Genomic DNA, 14,948 nt, shown 5'->3' on the forward strand with positions numbered 1-14,948 from the left:
CTCTTTTTGATCAGAAGAGCTTTTTTCATTTGAAAACGACTTTTAAAAAGTCCATAATTTATATAAGATAGACAAGTATGAACATTAAAGAAAAGTAGTGATACGTATGAATGAAATGAATTTATCAAAACGATTAAAAAGAGTCGCAGACTTTTTACCACATGAGGCTGTCTTTGCTGATATCGGCTCAGATCATGCCTATTTGCCGTGCTATGCGATCCTGCATCAAAAAGCAGTAAAAGCGGTTGCTGGTGAAATTACAGAAGGACCGCTTCAATCGGCGAAGCAGCAAGTACATAGACTTGAATTAGATGACCAGATCTCGGTCAGAAAAGGTAATGGTCTTGAAGTCATTGAAAAGGGCGAAGTGAATGCTGTAACGATTGCAGGTATGGGCGGAGCACTCATCGCAAGCATTTTACATGACGGCAAGCATAAGCTCACAGGCCATGAAAGGCTTATTCTTCAGCCGAATATCCATGCTCACCACATTCGTTTATGGCTCTATCAAGAGGGGTATGAATTGATGGGTGAAGTCATTTTAGAAGAGGATGGCAAAATATACGAAATCATCATCGCCGAAAAAGGCGACAAAGATAAAGCCTATGAAGGGATGTCAATTGAAACAGGCATGCTAGTTGGTCCGTTTCTTGCGAAAGAGCAAAATGACGTCTTCCGGCGCAAGTGGATGCAAGAGCTCCAGCATATGGAGAAGATAGAAAGTCAAATTCAGCAGGCAGCGCGAACAGAAGAGAACAAGGAGCGTCTTGAAGAGCTGCATGTAAAAATAAAGATTCTAAAGGAGGTTTTGACTGTTGGCTAAAACAGTAAACGGACATGAAATCATCCAATTATTTGAACAATTTTCACCAAAGGCATATGCCATGGAAGGTGACAAAATCGGTCTCCAGATTGGGACGTTAAATAAAAAGGTTAACAATGTCATGATCACCTTAGATGTACTAGAGAATGTGGTAGATGAGGCGATCGAAAAAAATGTGGATCTCATGATTGCTCACCATCCGCCGATCTTCCGTCCGTTAAAACATGTAGCGACAGATCAGCCAGCTGGACGAATCATTGAGAAATGCATCAAACATGATATTGCAGTATATGTGGCACATACGAATTTAGATGTGGCTGATGGAGGAGTCAATGACTTGCTTGCGGAGGCTTTAGAGCTTGAAGAAACAAGTGTGTTAGTCCCGACATATGAAGATCAAATCAAACAGCTTGCCCTCTATGTCCCGCAGGAATTTGAAGAAGCCATCCGGACAGCTTTAGGAAATGCGGGCGCCGGCCATATTGGCAACTACAGCCATTGTGCGTTTTCAAATGAAGGGACAGGCAGCTTTTTGCCATCAGAAGATGCGGACCCGTTCATTGGTGAGACCGGTCAATTGGAATTTGTTAAAGAAGTACGGATTGAAACCATTTTCCCGGCAAGTATTGAAAAAAAAGTCATTCGTGAAATGATCAAAGCACATCCTTATGAAGAAGTCGCTTATAGTGTACACACGACAGACCTTCCTCCTATTCAAAAAGGGCTTGGCCGTATAGGGGAGCTAAGAGAGCCTATGACCCTTGGAGACTTCGCGCGATTTGTGAAGACAAAGCTGGATGTAAATGGTGCTCGCTTTGTAGGTGATCAGGACGCTGTTGTGAAAAAAGTAGCTGTGCTTGGCGGAGACGGAAATAAATACATTCATCAAGCAAAAAGAATGGGTGCTGATGTATATGTGACAGGGGACCTTTATTTCCATGTCGCCCATGATGCCATGATGCTCGGGCTGAACGTAGTGGACCCAGGGCATTATGCAGAAAAGATGATGAAAGAGGGCGTAAAGGCGAAGCTTCAATCGCTATGTTCAGAGAAAAAGTATGATGTACAGCTCTTTGTTTCTGAATCAAACACAAATCCATTTCAATTTATGTAAACAAAAAAACGTCAGAGCATAGAAGCTCTGACGTTTATTTCTTTGTTTTCACGCGCGGTAGTATTTTCGAAAGAGGAACCGATCGTTCAATCTTCCAAGTTGATTCATCATCCGGCTCGTAGTTTTCTAAGAAACGGATCACTTCTTTTGTAATAGGCGTTGGTGTAGAAGCGCCAGCAGTAATGGCAACGGTATTTACGCCTTGCAGCCACTCCAGCTTGAGCTCACTTAGGTCACCAATACGGTAAGCCTGCGTTCCAGCAATCTCCATTGACACTTGTGCCAGACGGTTGGAGTTATTACTTTTTGGATCGCCGACAACAATGGTAAGATCGGCTTGGCCAGCTTGCTGAGATACAGCTTCCTGACGTACTTGTGTCGCAAGACAAATTTCTTGATGGTACTCGACGTGAGGATATTTCTCTTTTATGAGCTCCATCAGATCGTGGACATCCCACTGAGACATCGTTGTCTGATTGGTGATAAGCAATTTATCTGATGTTAAATCGAGCGCCTCAATGTCCGCTTCTGATTCGACAAGATGCACCTTGTCAGGGGCTACTCCGACAGCTCCCTCTGGCTCAGGATGACCTTTTTTTCCGATATAAATAATGTCATACCCATCGGCTGTTTTCTCTGAAATGAGTTCATGTGTTTTCGTTACATCGGGACAGGTTGCATCAATGGCGACAAGACCTTTTTCTTCTGCAATTTGACGAACCTCAGGTGAAACGCCGTGAGCAGTGAAAATAACTGTTCCGCTTTCAACCTGCTTTAAAATGTCCAAGCGGTTTGGGCCGTCCAGTGTGTAGATCCCATCTTCTTCGAAGGCATCTGTCACGTGTTTGTTGTGCACAATCATACCTAATATATAAATTGGGCGTGGCAAGTTTTTATCAAGTGCGGCATTTTTAGCAATGACCATTGCATCTACAACGCCATAGCAATAGCCACGCGGCGAAATTTTAATTACATTCATTTATTCGTCCTCCTGTAGGGAAGTGCTGCTAGAGAAGAACAATATAAAAAGCCGTGGAAAAACGGCTTTTTATCATTCTCTAGCTTCCATTATAGCCAAAGTAAGCGTATATATCAAAGATTGTTATACGCAGGGGACACTTCGCCGTTAAAAGATCACTAGACATATAGTTTTGGAACAGAGCTGCCAGGTCTTTTTTTCGGTTTTGCTTCAGGAGCAGGTGATGTGTGAGGAGCTGCTTTTTTGACGAGGATGTCCTCTGGTTCTTCGTTTTCTTCTATTTCATCATCTCCTGATGCAACCTCTTTTTGCACTTCTGTTTCCTCGCCGATTTCTTTAGGTTCTTCATCTGTACTTGTTTCATCATCATCTGCACTGCCAAGCTGGCTGTACAGCTTAATCATCGCAGGCAAATTTCTGACTAAAGGACCGTATTGCTGAATCATTGGCGTAAATTGCTGCGCCATTCCGAGCACCTTTTGAACATTTCCCAACATGCTTGAGAGGGTTGCAGGATTTGCGAAGCTCTGGATTCCTTGTAATCCCGCACCACCTCCAGAAACCCCTGCTCCCCCTGCGCCAGGAAGAAATTTAGAGAGCAAGCCTTTCATTCCTGCTCCGCCGCCTAGTGCACGGCTTTCGCCTCCTGGAATTCCGCCCATTCCGCGTACACCGCCTCCCTGTACAGACGGGGAGCGAGGCATCATTTGCTGAAATTGATTGCCTTGCCCTTGAAAAGTCTGTTCGATAGGAGCCTGCTGCCTCCTTTGAAAAATTCCGGGCTGTCCGCCATTTCCAAGATGCCGGCGTGAGGGACGGTGCGGCTGAAAATCGCCCATAGGCCTTTGCCCTAACATACTTGTACCTCCCTTACTGCATTCTCTTTCTAATCATAGGTTATGCAAGGAAGCATCAATTGGTTTCCTGTAAGAAAAGCGGACATGGTTTTTTTGCTGAAAATCAGCTATAATGAGGAGATGAGCAAAAAGGCATTGCCTTAAGGAGTGAAAACATGAACGAAACAAAATTTACGACATATGAATTAAAGTCTTTTATAATAGATGCTATTCATGAACTGGGCTTTTATGAGCCAACTGATATTCAAAAAAGAATTATCCCTGCTGTGTTAAAAGGAGAAAGCGTGATTGGTCAATCACAAACAGGAACAGGGAAAACCCACGCGTACTTATTGCCGCTTATTCATTCAATTGATCCAAGCAAAGAGCACGTACAAGTCGTGATTACTGCACCTACAAGAGAATTAGCCAATCAAATTTTCAAAGAAGCCCAAACGATCTTAAAGAAGGCCTCTCCAGAAGAAGAAATTAAAGCAAAGCTTTACATTGGCGGAACGGACAAGCAGAAATCCATTCAAAAGCTAAAAAACCAGCCGCATTTGGTTGTCGGCACACCTGGACGTATTGCGGACCTCATTCATGAGCAGGCGCTGAACGTTTACAAAGCGACATCTCTTGTCATTGATGAAGCGGATTTAATGCTGGATATGGGCTTTTTAGAAGATGTGGACCGTATTGGTTCACAAATGCCAGAGCAGCTGCAAATGCTTGTGTTCTCAGCAACGATTCCAGAAAAACTAAAGCCATTCCTGAAAAAATATATGGACAATCCAAAATATGCCCATGTTGAACCAAAACGGATTACAGCTGAAAACATCCAGCATATTTTAGTCCCATCTAAACAGCGCGACAAGCTAAAATTGCTCCATGAAATGGTGACGAATGTACAGCCTTATTTAGGCATCATTTTTGCCAATACAAAAACAACCGTTGATGAAATCGCATCATTCCTACAAGAAAAAGGAATGAAAGTTGGAGTGCTTCATGGTGGATTAACGCCGCGCGAACGTAAAAAAGTGATGAAACAAATTGATGATTTAGAGTTCACTTATATTGTGGCATCTGACCTTGCAGCCCGCGGAATTGATATTAAAGGCGTCAGCCATGTGATCAACTATGAACTTCCATCTGATCTTGATTTTTATGTTCACCGTGTTGGTCGAACGGCTCGAGCTGGTTCATCTGGAATTGCGATGACTATTTATGAGCTTGCTGATGAGGATGCACTCATTCAAATTGAGAAAATGGGCGTTGTGTTTGAAAACAAAACCATTGTTCATGGCGAATGGCGAGATGCAGATGACCGCTTGAAGCGTCAAAGACGTAAAAAAGCACCTAATGAAATTGAAGAAAAAGCAAAGCGTCTTGTGAGAAAACCGAAAGCCGTCAAACCTGGATATAAAAAGAAAATGACACGTGAGATGGACAAAATCAAAAGACAGGAACGTAGAAAGTCAAAGCGTAATGGAAAGTAGGGGGAAACATTGTTGAAGATTGGTTCACATGTATCCATGAGCGGAAAACATATGCTTCTTGCAGCGAGTCAAGAAGCTGCCTCTTATGGTTCGAATACGTTTATGATTTATACAGGTGCACCGCAAAATACGCGCCGTAAAAAAATTGAAGACCTCAATATTGAAGCTGGACAAGCGCATATGAAAGAGCATGGTATGACAGATATCGTCGTGCATGCACCATATATTATTAATATTGGGAACACCGTCAATCCAGCGACCTTTGAGCTTGGTGTGGACTTCCTTCGCTCTGAGATTGAACGTACAGAAGCGCTAGGTGCGAGGCAGATTGTTCTCCACCCAGGTGCACATGTCGGAGCAGGACCAGAAGCAGGAATCCAAAAAATCATTGAAGGTTTAAACGAAGTCATCGTAAAAGGGCAAAAGGTTCAAATTGCACTTGAAACAATGGCTGGCAAAGGATCAGAGTGCGGAAGAAGCTTTGAAGAGCTTGCCCAAATTATCGACGGAGTGACACATAACGAAGCACTTTCTGTCTGCTTTGATACGTGTCACACACACGATGCTGGTTATCCGATTGTGACTGACTTTGATGGGGTGTTAGAAGAATTTGATCGAATCGTCGGTATTGACCGAATCAAGGTTCTTCATATTAATGACAGTAAAAACGTACAAGGCGCAAGAAAAGACCGACATGAAAATATCGGCTTTGGTGAAATTGGCTTCGATGCACTGAACAATATTGTGCATCATCCGCAGCTTCAAGATGTACCAAAAATCTTAGAAACGCCTTATGTAGGTGAAGATAAAAAGAACAAAAAGCCACCTTACAAATTCGAAATTGCAATGCTAAAAGAAAAGCAATTTGACGAAGGCTTACTAGATAAAATTAAGAATCAGTAAAAAAGCATATAACATCATGAGGTGCCGCTAAATGCGGCCCTTTTTTGTTTAACTTGTAAACTGATTAAACAGATCATTGACAGTCTGAGCTGTCTGTTTAGATGTAATCGCTTCTACTTGCTTAAGAAGCTGGCTACGCTCTGCATCATTAAAAATATTGATGTTCTTCCCATTCATGAGTTTGGCCACCTCAGCAGCTTGGTTTGACGTTAAACTGACACCATACTGCTTCGCATACCTTAACAGATCATTTGCTGTGATCTGATTGAGCCGTTGCAGGACAATTTTTTGAATTAAAATCAATTCCATTCCTCCCCTCTGTAACAATGTATGGGCGAAAACGGAAAATGTGCAAAAAATTTTATTTTACCCTGTGAAATGATAAAATAGTAAAGTGAATAAAATGTTCATTGAAAATTTAAGTTGTGTAGAGGGGAGAACGTATGGCAAATAGTAAACAGCATAGAAAGGAATCAGTGCCTCATTTTATATTTAGAATTTTCCTGATTCTAGTAGGAGCTACATGCGCAGCAGTCAGCATTGAATTATTTTTAGTGCCAAACAATATTATCGATGGAGGCATCATCGGCATTTCGCTTATTTTGGATTATCTCTTTACAGATAACCCATTCATCAATTTTGCGACGATTGTTGTCATTTTGAATATTCCATTTATGATATCAGGATACAAACATATTGGCAAAACCTTTCTGGTTTCCACAGTAATTGGGATTGTCAGCTTAGCCGTGATTGAATCTTCACTTCATCATGTAGAGGCATTTACAAATCAGCCAATCTTAGCCACTGTATTTGGCGGGCTATTACTTGGTTTTGGTGTGGGACTTGTCATTCGAAATGGAGGCTCAATGGATGGAACAGAGATTTTAGGCATTCTGCTAACGAAAAAAATTCCATTCTCCGTCGGTGAGTTTGTCATGATCGTCAATGTGTTCATTTTTATTTGGGCAGGCTTTGTCTTCGGACCAGAGCAGGCTATGTATTCTGTTATGACATATTATTTGGCAATGAAAACAATTGATGCTGTCATTCAAGGGCTTGATGAAACAAAAGCTGTCATTATCGTGTCAGATTATTATGATGAAATTTCAGATGCGATTCTTCATCGACTTGGCAGGGGAACGACAAAGCTGAGAGGGAAAGGCGGTTATACAGATGAAGAAAAAGATGTCATCTACGCCGTTGTCACAAGACTTGAAATCACAAAGCTAAAATCCATTGTATTTGAAATTGATAGTCAAGCATTTATTACGATTATGGATACGCATGAAACAAAAGGCGGTAAGTTCAAAACAGCCATTCATTAGCTTTTATTTTACTTTTTAATCTTTCTTTTATATAATGAAATGTATGTATGGACAGAGAAAATGGCAAAAGCCATTTTCTTTTTGTTGTATAAATCGTAATCATTCTTTTTATATTGATTAAAGGTGGAAAGATTCATGGCAAAGCCAATTATTGAAATGAAGGACATTTCGTACTCGTATGGACAGCGAAATGTCATAGATCACATTCATTTAACAGTCGAGGAAGGAAATTTTCTAGCACTTGTTGGACCGAATGGATCTGGTAAAACAACCTTATTAAAGTGCCTGCTTGGGCTCATTAAACCACAGCAAGGTGAATTAAAGCTATTTGGCACGCCTGCTTCAAAATTTAGAGACTGGGATCAAATTGGATTTGTTTCTCAAAAGGCGAATAGTTTTAATACAGGTTTCCCTGCTTCTGTTTACGAAGTCGTCGCAAGTGGATTGACGGCGAAAATAGGTTTATTCAAACGAATGAGCAAGCAGGACAAATGGCAAGTTGAGGAAGCCATTCGTTCAGTTGGGATACAAGATTTAAAGCACCAAAACATCGGGGAACTTTCAGGCGGTCAGCAGCAGCGTGCCTTTATTGCACGTGCGCTCGTCAGTCAGCCGAAGCTGCTCATTTTAGATGAACCGACGGTTGGGGTAGACCAGCGGACAGTAGAAGGCTTTTATCAGCTGCTCGAAACATTAAACAAAGAAAAAGGAATGTCTTTAATTCTCGTCACACACGACGTGGGCACCGTTTCTGATAAAGTCACCCATGTGGCTTGTTTAAATCAGACACTTCATTTCCACGGAGATGCAGCAACGTTTGATTCAATGGATGATCAGGCGTTATCTCAATTTTACGGACATGACATTCAAGTGATTCATCACGATCATCACCATCATGGGGGACATGAATAATGCTATTTCCATTTTTTCATTATGAATTTTTACAAAATGCGTTTATCGCAGGAATGCTGATCGGTTTTATTGCGCCCTTGCTTGGTGTATTTATCGTCGTGAGAAGGCTCTCGCTGATTGCAGATGCCCTCAGTCACGTATCACTTGCCGGTATTGCAGCTAGTTTATTTCTTGATAAAAAGTTTGGCCTCTTGACAGGGGTAAGCCCGCTGTACTTAGGGATGGCGTTTTCTGTTGCCGGTTCGTTATTTATTGAACGCCTGCGCTCTGTGTATAAGCATTATCAGGAGCTGGCGATACCTATTATTTTATCAGGCGGTATCGGGATTTCCGTCATCTTCATTTCACTAGCGAATGGCTTTAATACAGATTTGTTTAGTTATTTGTTCGGAAGTGTCAGTGCGGTGTCGAGATTAGATCTTTGGATTGTTGTTGGGATCTCACTCGTTGTGGTGTTAGTTGTCGTGCTTTTATATAAAGAATTATTTTTACTTTCTTTTGATGAAGAGCATGCAAAGGCTTCTGGTATTTCAGCGAAATGGATTCATTTTATTTTTATCTTAGTTGTCGCACTTGTCATTGCGGCATCGATGCGTATCGTAGGTACACTACTTGTCTCTGCGCTCATGACACTTCCTGTTGCGGCAAGTATCCGCATTGCCAAAGGGTTCAAACAGGCGATTTTCCTTTCGATCTTGTTCGGTGAATTGTCTGTATTGGCGGGATTGATCTTAAGCTATTATCTAGATTTAGCGCCAGGCGGAACCATTGTGATGCTGTCCATTTTGATTTTAATCGGATGTATTTTTATTGGAAAATTCAAAAGGGGGAATCATCATGAACGTACAAGAAGCGCTTGATTTATTAAAGGAAAAAGGCTACAAGTATACAAGCAAACGTGAAGACATGCTTCAACTGTTTTCTGATTCTGATAAATATTTGACTGCTAAAAATGTGCTGACGGCACTAAGTGAAGACTACCCGGGTCTTAGCTTTGATACGATTTACCGAAACCTGTCGCTATATGAAGACTTAGGTATATTAGAAACAACGGAATTGTCAGGTGAGAAGCTTTTTCGTTTTAAATGTTCCTTTTCTCATCACCACCATCATTTTATTTGTCTGACATGCGGTAAAACAAAGGAGATCGATGCCTGCCCTATGGACAAGTTAGACGCCGATCTAGAGGATTATCACATTAGCGGACATAAATTCGAAATATACGGAACATGTCCTTCCTGCGAACCGAAGGAAGTTCACTCATAAAACAGCCAGCCGCAGAGCTGGCTTTTTCTCTTGTCTTTTTGAAAACGTTTTACAAAGGGCGGCTGTTTCATTAAAATGAGAACAAGGTACTGAAGAAATTTGTGTCTTTTGGAGTAAAGGGAGGGTCAAAAGTGGCGTATTATGTCGTGTTTGATGTAGGCGGGACGAGAACAAAACATGGATTAATGGATCGGGATGGGGGGCTGGTCACGAGCGGTGACTATGAAACGAATTGCCGTCAGCTTGAACCGTTTTTAGAAGCGATGGCGGATGTGGTCAAACAATATCAGAGAACGTCAGATGTCAGCGGAATCGCCATTAGTCTTCCGGGCTTTGTGGACAGTGAAACAGGTTATACAGAATTTGCAGGAGCCATCATTGCCTTAAATGGTCAAAATGTAAAAACTCTTTTAGAAGAGAAAACCTCTCTTCGTGTTGAAGTCGAAAATGATGCGAACTGTGCAGCTCTTGCAGAAAAATACAGTGGCCATGCGAAAGAGTGTGACAGTTTTATTTGTATGACGCTTGGCACAGGTGTTGGCGGTGGTATTTTCGCTGGCGGTCAGCTTGTACGCGGGGCTTCCTTCCGCGGCGGTGAATTTGGCATGATGCTGACAGAGACAGACAATGGACAATTTACAACACTCAACAGTAGTGCTTCAACAGCTGGTTTAATTCGCAGCTATAAAGAAAAGCAAGGAATTCCGCAAAGCACGCAAATAGACGGTCAAGCCATTTTTGAAAAGGCAAAGCATGATCCGTCCATTGAAAAGCTAGTGGATCAGTGGTACAAGCGAATCGCCATTGGTATTTACAATGTAGCAACTGTCCTTAATCCTGAGAAAATCCTCATTGGTGGCGGTGTAAGCGCAAGACCAGATTTGCTATCAAACATTGAGAAACATTTACATACTCTGCCTGCGTGGAAAAACATTCAAGTGAAGGTGGAAACGTGCTATTACTTGAATCAGGCAGGCATGAAGGGAGCGCTGTACCATTTTCTCATGACAGAAGGGAAGCTTGCTCCATCAAAAAAGCCGATACATTAGAGTATCGGCTTTTCTGTATTAATAAGCAGTTTCCAAATGCTGCTCGTATTGTTTAATCCATTGAGATGCTTCCTGCCAGTTGTTGACACGTATAATCCTCTCGTCAATGGGCATTTGATTATATGGGGAGTTAAAAAGAATAACCGGGATGTCAGCCTCTTTTGCAATCATTGTGGCATTTCCATGATGATCCTCGAAAAACACATCAATTTTGTGCTTTTGAACAGCTTCGAGCTTATGATGACCGCCAACCAGCTCAATGTCATCATAGTGTACGTGATGTTTGTGAAACCACTCGTAGGTGATATCCGCATGATGCTGCCTTCTCGCTGTAATATAGATCAGCCTGTGTTGATGTTTCATTTGATCAAGCATCTCTTTTGCGTCCTTAGCAGGCTTTGCCTGTTTATATATAAGAGGCTCATGCTGATTCATCCAGCCCCAAAACTCTTCTTGAGAAATATTTAAAAGCTTCGTCAAATCATATTCTGTCATATCATCTAGTGTCATGGCACATTGGAACGACTCATTTAAATAGGGAACAAAGGTGTCCTGCGCCGTCACTGTGCCATCTATATCAATTCCTAAACGTAACATGCCCACACTCCTCATTTTTATACTCTTAAAGTGTAACATAATCAATTCACAATTCCAGCAAGTTTTAGCAAACATGAAACAGACATTTTTGCTCATACTAAAAAAGCTCCTTTCTATTAACCAAAAGGGGGAATTGATCATGGAAAGAGACGAAGATTTCAGAAGAAATGATCGTGAAATCGACACACACTTTAGTAATGATGATGGCTATCTAGAGGAAACAGCTGCTGAAATTGCAGAGCCATATCAGGCTTCAAGAGATCGAGTAGACAGACGAGAACGTGACCAAGTAGGTGACGATTCAGGCAGTAAGGGGATAGGCTATACAGCACTCGCGATTGCGATTATCTCGTTATTTGTCTTGCCGGTGCTATTAGGAGTAGCGGCAATCGTCGTTGGTTATATTGCAAGAAGAAAAGGAGCACATGCGCTTGGCGCATGGTCAATCGGGATCGGAATTGTTTCCGTCATCCTTGGCATATTTATCACCCCGTTCTTTTAACAAGAACAGAAAAACGCCTGACAGTGACGTCAGGCGTTTTTTGTTATGCGTTGGCTTTTGCTTTTTCAGCTTCCATTTTTGCATAATGCTCTTCAGCAATTTTATCGATTTCTTTTTTCAGTTCTTCGACCATTGTTTCTTCTGGCACTTTACGAACAATTTCACCTTTACGGAACAATAGGCCTTCGCCTCTAGCTCCGGCAATTCCGATATCAGCTTCACGCGCTTCACCTGGACCGTTTACAGCACAGCCAAGAACAGCTACTTTAATCGGTGCTTTAATCGTGGAGATATATTCTTCGACTTCATTTGCAATGCTAATGAGGTCAATTTCAATTCGTCCACAAGTTGGGCAAGAGATCAGTGTGGCTGCATTTGCTGCAAGACCAAATGATTTCAACAGTTCACGTGCTACTTTTACTTCCTCAACTGGATCAGCACTTAATGAGATGCGGAGTGTATTCCCAATCCCCATATTCAAGATAGCGCCGAGACCAGCTGCACTTTTAACCGTACCTGCAAATAATGTACCTGATTCTGTAATTCCAAGGTGAAGAGGGTAGTCAAATGCTTTTGCAGCTTTTTCGTACGCCTCAATCGCTAGGTTGACATCAGATGCTTTCATGCTGACGATGATATCATGAAAATCTAGATCTTCAAGAATTTTAATGTGGTGCAGTGCACTTTCGACCATACCATCTGCTGTTGGGTAGCCGTATTTATCAAGAATTTTTTTCTCTAATGAACCAGCGTTTACCCCAATACGGATTGGAATGCCCTTTTCTTTTGCTGCTTTCACAACCGCTTCGACTTTTTCTCGTCTTCCGATGTTTCCTGGGTTGATTCGAATTTTGTCTGCACCTGCTTCAATCGCTTTCAGTGCAAGCTTGTAGTCAAAATGAATATCGACAACTAGCGGGATGTTGATCTGTTTTTTTATGTCTGCAATCGCATTTGCTGCACGCTCGTCTGGGCATGCGACACGCACGATTTGACAGCCAGCTTCTTCAAGACGCTTAATTTCAGCTACTGTCGCTTCGACATCATGTGTTTTGGTTGTTGCCATACTTTGAATGACAACCTCATTATTTCCACCTATAGTTAAAGGTCCCACTTTGACGGGACGTGTTTTAGTACGATGTGTGACTTCACTCACTTGTCAATCGCTCCTTAGTGTACAAGCAATTCTTTGCCATGTACGTCTTGTTTTACAGTTCATATTGTAACAGTCTCTTTGTATGAATGACAAGGAATTAACGTTTTATCTCTTATATACCGGAAACTTATATGTGCTGCCTGCCCGAATTTCGTTTGCTTTGACGCCTTGATTCAGCTCTTCAAAATCCTCAATGACTTCATCAAGTGGCTTGCTTGTATGGACGATAGAGACGACAGTTTCACCTTGTTTCACTGTGACGTTCTTATATGCTTTTTTCTCAGGTGTTTGAAAGGCATTTGCAGGGACAGCTGGACCTTCTTCAACGGGAATGGTGCCATTTTTTAAATCAAAAAAGATAATAAAGAGGACAAACAAACTGATTAGCATAAAAATAATACGTCGCATTTCACTCACCGCTTTTAAGAGTTTACTTCAGTCTATGCATGTCCCGAAATGATAGAACCAACATGAGGAGAAAAGCTGGAAAGGGAGATTCTAGTTCGTTCTAGTGTGTCTTGTATTGAATTTACGCTCGGCGGTGCTTTTTCAAGCTTCTATCACGATTATGATAAAATAAAAGCAGGGGGGGGAGAGTTTATGAAGAAAATCAGTCAGCATATATATGTGAGAGCGCTAACAGAAGAAGATGCACAATCACTACTCGCACTTGAACTTGAGAATCGCTCCTATTTTCAGCAATTTACACCTTTGGTCAAAGATGATTTTTTCACGTTATCTCGTCAAATTGAACGAATTCAGCGCAGTGTGGAAAGATGCGTACAGGATGAAGCCTACATGCACGGTATTTTCTTAAATGAAACAGATGCCTTAATTGGGACAATTTCATTAAATTCTGTCGTAAGAGGCCCGGCAGAAGGAGCTTGGCTGGGGTATGTACTTGATGAAAAGCATGGCGGGAAAGGGTATATGACAGAAGCCATTCGTTTAATCATCGATTATGCCTTTGATGAGCTGCACCTGCATCGTATTGAAGCTGGAGTAAAGCCGAGTAATATAGGTTCCATTCGTGTGCTTGAAAAGACAGGTTTTGAAAATGAGGGACTCAATCGTAAAAAAGTAAAGATTAATGACGTATGGGAAGATCATTATTTGTTTGCGATCATTCATCCGGATGAATCATAGAGAATGCACATACATAAAAAGCTCCTCCAAGTTGGGGGAGCTTTCATATACTAAATTAATTTTTGACAAGTGGTTTATGTTTAGCGGGTATTTCTTTTACGACAAGGTATAAGAAGATAAAGTTAATGACCCAATTTAATAAAAATGAATTCGCAACAGGCGTGTTTAATGCACTCATGATGGCGAAAAAGACTGTTGTTAATGTGAGTGAGTAAGCAGAGAGCTTCCATAGCATTTGAAAGGACAGCTCTTTTTGCTGCATGCGTTTAATAAATGTACCAAGCATCGCAAGGAAAGTTGCGCTAATGAACATGAGAGCCGCAGTTGATAGATATAACAGCACACAGATGACTGGGATAATAATCGCTTGATTCTGATTTGTGACGCGGGCAAGTTCGTCTTTTGTCAGCGTCCCACCAAGCAGCTGATACGGGATATCTGTCATTTGCCCATCAATAGCAATCACAGCTTTTTCTTTTAATAATGCGATGGCCGTTTGCTTTGATTCAAGCTCACTTGCTTTTATTTTTTCAGCAGGATCAAAAATGATCGTAATGCCGTTTTCTTCTTTTTCTATCGGTTCACTTTGATCCGCTTGAAGCTTTCCTTTTTCGATTGAGAAATCAGGTAAATCTTTTTTGATCACATGCTGAAATCCTGACATCGCATTCGAGATCTCTTGACTCATATGATAGCCCTGTGGAACTGCTGCGATGATCGAAAGGATAAAAATGAATAAAATCGCTTTGCCAATCCCTGTAAACCGTGCTTTCGCAATATCTTTTGGTGAATAAATGCCTTTTAACAATAGTTTAAATACGTTCAATCAATTCACTTCCTACAT

General features: G+C 41.5%; 18 protein-coding genes. 11 read left to right on the forward strand and 7 right to left on the reverse strand.

Annotated elements, in window-relative coordinates; translation table 11 throughout:
• The first annotated feature begins 106 nt into the window (after positions 1–106).
• Both QRN39_RS08620 and QRN39_RS08625 read left to right on the forward strand, forming a co-directional pair.
• On the forward strand, positions 107–823 hold the full coding sequence (locus tag QRN39_RS08620; protein ID WP_106029136.1) for a tRNA (adenine(22)-N(1))-methyltransferase: 717 nt from the start codon (positions 107–109) through the stop codon (positions 821–823).
• A complete protein-coding gene (locus tag QRN39_RS08625) occupies positions 816–1,937 on the forward strand; it encodes a Nif3-like dinuclear metal center hexameric protein (RefSeq protein ID WP_050943748.1) in 1,122 nt (373 codons plus the stop codon). The genes QRN39_RS08620 and QRN39_RS08625 overlap by 8 nt, the downstream gene beginning before the upstream one ends.
• A gap of 34 nt (positions 1,938–1,971) precedes the next feature.
• On the opposite strand, the gene QRN39_RS08630 is transcribed toward QRN39_RS08625, so the two are convergent.
• Positions 1,972–2,916: a 4-hydroxy-3-methylbut-2-enyl diphosphate reductase gene (locus tag QRN39_RS08630; RefSeq protein ID WP_003217509.1), complete on the reverse strand. Its 945-nt coding sequence runs from the start codon at positions 2,914–2,916 to the stop codon at positions 1,972–1,974.
• Positions 2,917–3,074: 158 nt separating this feature from the next.
• The gene (gene vrrA / locus QRN39_RS08635) at positions 3,075–3,773 is read right to left on the reverse strand and encodes a VrrA/YqfQ family protein (protein WP_284906868.1); all 699 of its coding nucleotides are present in this window, start codon (positions 3,771–3,773) and stop codon (positions 3,075–3,077) included.
• Positions 3,774–3,928: 155 nt separating this feature from the next.
• Between vrrA and QRN39_RS08640 the strand changes: the two genes are divergently transcribed.
• Entirely contained in the window at positions 3,929–5,248 is a 1,320-nt protein-coding gene (locus QRN39_RS08640) for a DEAD/DEAH box helicase (RefSeq protein WP_003217519.1), read from the forward strand.
• 9 nt (positions 5,249–5,257) lie between these two features.
• A complete protein-coding gene (locus QRN39_RS08645) occupies positions 5,258–6,151 on the forward strand; it encodes a deoxyribonuclease IV (protein ID WP_113387151.1) in 894 nt (297 codons plus the stop codon).
• A gap of 48 nt (positions 6,152–6,199) precedes the next feature.
• On the opposite strand, the gene QRN39_RS08650 is transcribed toward QRN39_RS08645, so the two are convergent.
• A complete protein-coding gene (locus QRN39_RS08650; protein ID WP_284906869.1) occupies positions 6,200–6,454 on the reverse strand; it encodes a DUF2624 domain-containing protein in 255 nt (84 codons plus the stop codon).
• 140 nt (positions 6,455–6,594) lie between these two features.
• Between QRN39_RS08650 and QRN39_RS08655 the strand changes: the two genes are divergently transcribed.
• The 5 genes from QRN39_RS08655 (at position 6,595) to QRN39_RS08675 (ending at position 10,703) form a co-directional block, all read left to right on the forward strand.
• Complete coding sequence (locus QRN39_RS08655; protein ID WP_003217308.1) at positions 6,595–7,476, forward strand: YitT family protein; 882 nt, start codon at positions 6,595–6,597, stop codon at positions 7,474–7,476.
• A gap of 135 nt (positions 7,477–7,611) precedes the next feature.
• Positions 7,612–8,388 (forward strand): metal ABC transporter ATP-binding protein, encoded by a 777-nt coding sequence (locus QRN39_RS08660; RefSeq protein WP_050943751.1) that lies wholly within the window; start codon positions 7,612–7,614, stop codon positions 8,386–8,388.
• Complete coding sequence (locus tag QRN39_RS08665) at positions 8,388–9,248, forward strand: metal ABC transporter permease (protein WP_003217436.1); 861 nt, start codon at positions 8,388–8,390, stop codon at positions 9,246–9,248. Before QRN39_RS08660 ends, QRN39_RS08665 begins: the two co-directional genes overlap by 1 nt.
• Positions 9,226–9,654, forward strand: a complete 429-nt coding sequence (gene zur, locus QRN39_RS08670) for a zinc uptake transcriptional repressor Zur (RefSeq protein ID WP_003217433.1) — start codon at positions 9,226–9,228, stop codon at positions 9,652–9,654. The genes QRN39_RS08665 and zur overlap by 23 nt, the downstream gene beginning before the upstream one ends.
• A 131-nt stretch (positions 9,655–9,785) precedes the next feature.
• Positions 9,786–10,703 (forward strand): ROK family protein, encoded by a 918-nt coding sequence (locus QRN39_RS08675; RefSeq protein ID WP_137054963.1) that lies wholly within the window; start codon positions 9,786–9,788, stop codon positions 10,701–10,703.
• Positions 10,704–10,721: 18 nt separating this feature from the next.
• On the opposite strand, the gene QRN39_RS08680 is transcribed toward QRN39_RS08675, so the two are convergent.
• A complete protein-coding gene (locus QRN39_RS08680; protein WP_284906870.1) occupies positions 10,722–11,300 on the reverse strand; it encodes a 5' nucleotidase, NT5C type in 579 nt (192 codons plus the stop codon).
• 139 nt (positions 11,301–11,439) lie between these two features.
• On the opposite strand from QRN39_RS08680, the gene QRN39_RS08685 reads away from it, so the two are divergent.
• The gene (locus QRN39_RS08685; RefSeq protein WP_003217474.1) at positions 11,440–11,802 is read left to right on the forward strand and encodes a DUF308 domain-containing protein; all 363 of its coding nucleotides are present in this window, start codon (positions 11,440–11,442) and stop codon (positions 11,800–11,802) included.
• Between the two features lie 43 nt (positions 11,803–11,845).
• On the opposite strand, the gene ispG is transcribed toward QRN39_RS08685, so the two are convergent.
• A complete protein-coding gene (gene ispG / locus QRN39_RS08690) occupies positions 11,846–12,958 on the reverse strand; it encodes a flavodoxin-dependent (E)-4-hydroxy-3-methylbut-2-enyl-diphosphate synthase (RefSeq protein ID WP_003217392.1) in 1,113 nt (370 codons plus the stop codon).
• Positions 12,959–13,063: 105 nt separating this feature from the next.
• Positions 13,064–13,366 carry a hypothetical protein gene (locus QRN39_RS08695; protein WP_137054965.1) on the reverse strand — a complete coding sequence of 101 codons (303 nt, stop codon included), beginning with the start codon at positions 13,364–13,366 and terminating at the stop codon, positions 13,064–13,066.
• 192 nt (positions 13,367–13,558) lie between these two features.
• Between QRN39_RS08695 and QRN39_RS08700 the strand changes: the two genes are divergently transcribed.
• Positions 13,559–14,104, forward strand: coding sequence for a GNAT family N-acetyltransferase (locus tag QRN39_RS08700; protein WP_284906871.1), 546 nt, complete (start codon positions 13,559–13,561; stop codon positions 14,102–14,104).
• 55 nt (positions 14,105–14,159) lie between these two features.
• On the opposite strand, the gene QRN39_RS08705 is transcribed toward QRN39_RS08700, so the two are convergent.
• Positions 14,160–14,930 carry a DUF1189 domain-containing protein gene (locus QRN39_RS08705; RefSeq protein ID WP_003217320.1) on the reverse strand — a complete coding sequence of 257 codons (771 nt, stop codon included), beginning with the start codon at positions 14,928–14,930 and terminating at the stop codon, positions 14,160–14,162.
• Positions 14,931–14,948 lie beyond the last annotated feature (18 nt).

It is taken from the genome of Bacillus sp. lyk4-R2A-2 (assembly GCF_030209735.1).
Taxonomy (GTDB): domain Bacteria; phylum Bacillota; class Bacilli; order Bacillales; family Bacillaceae; genus Bacillus; species Bacillus pumilus.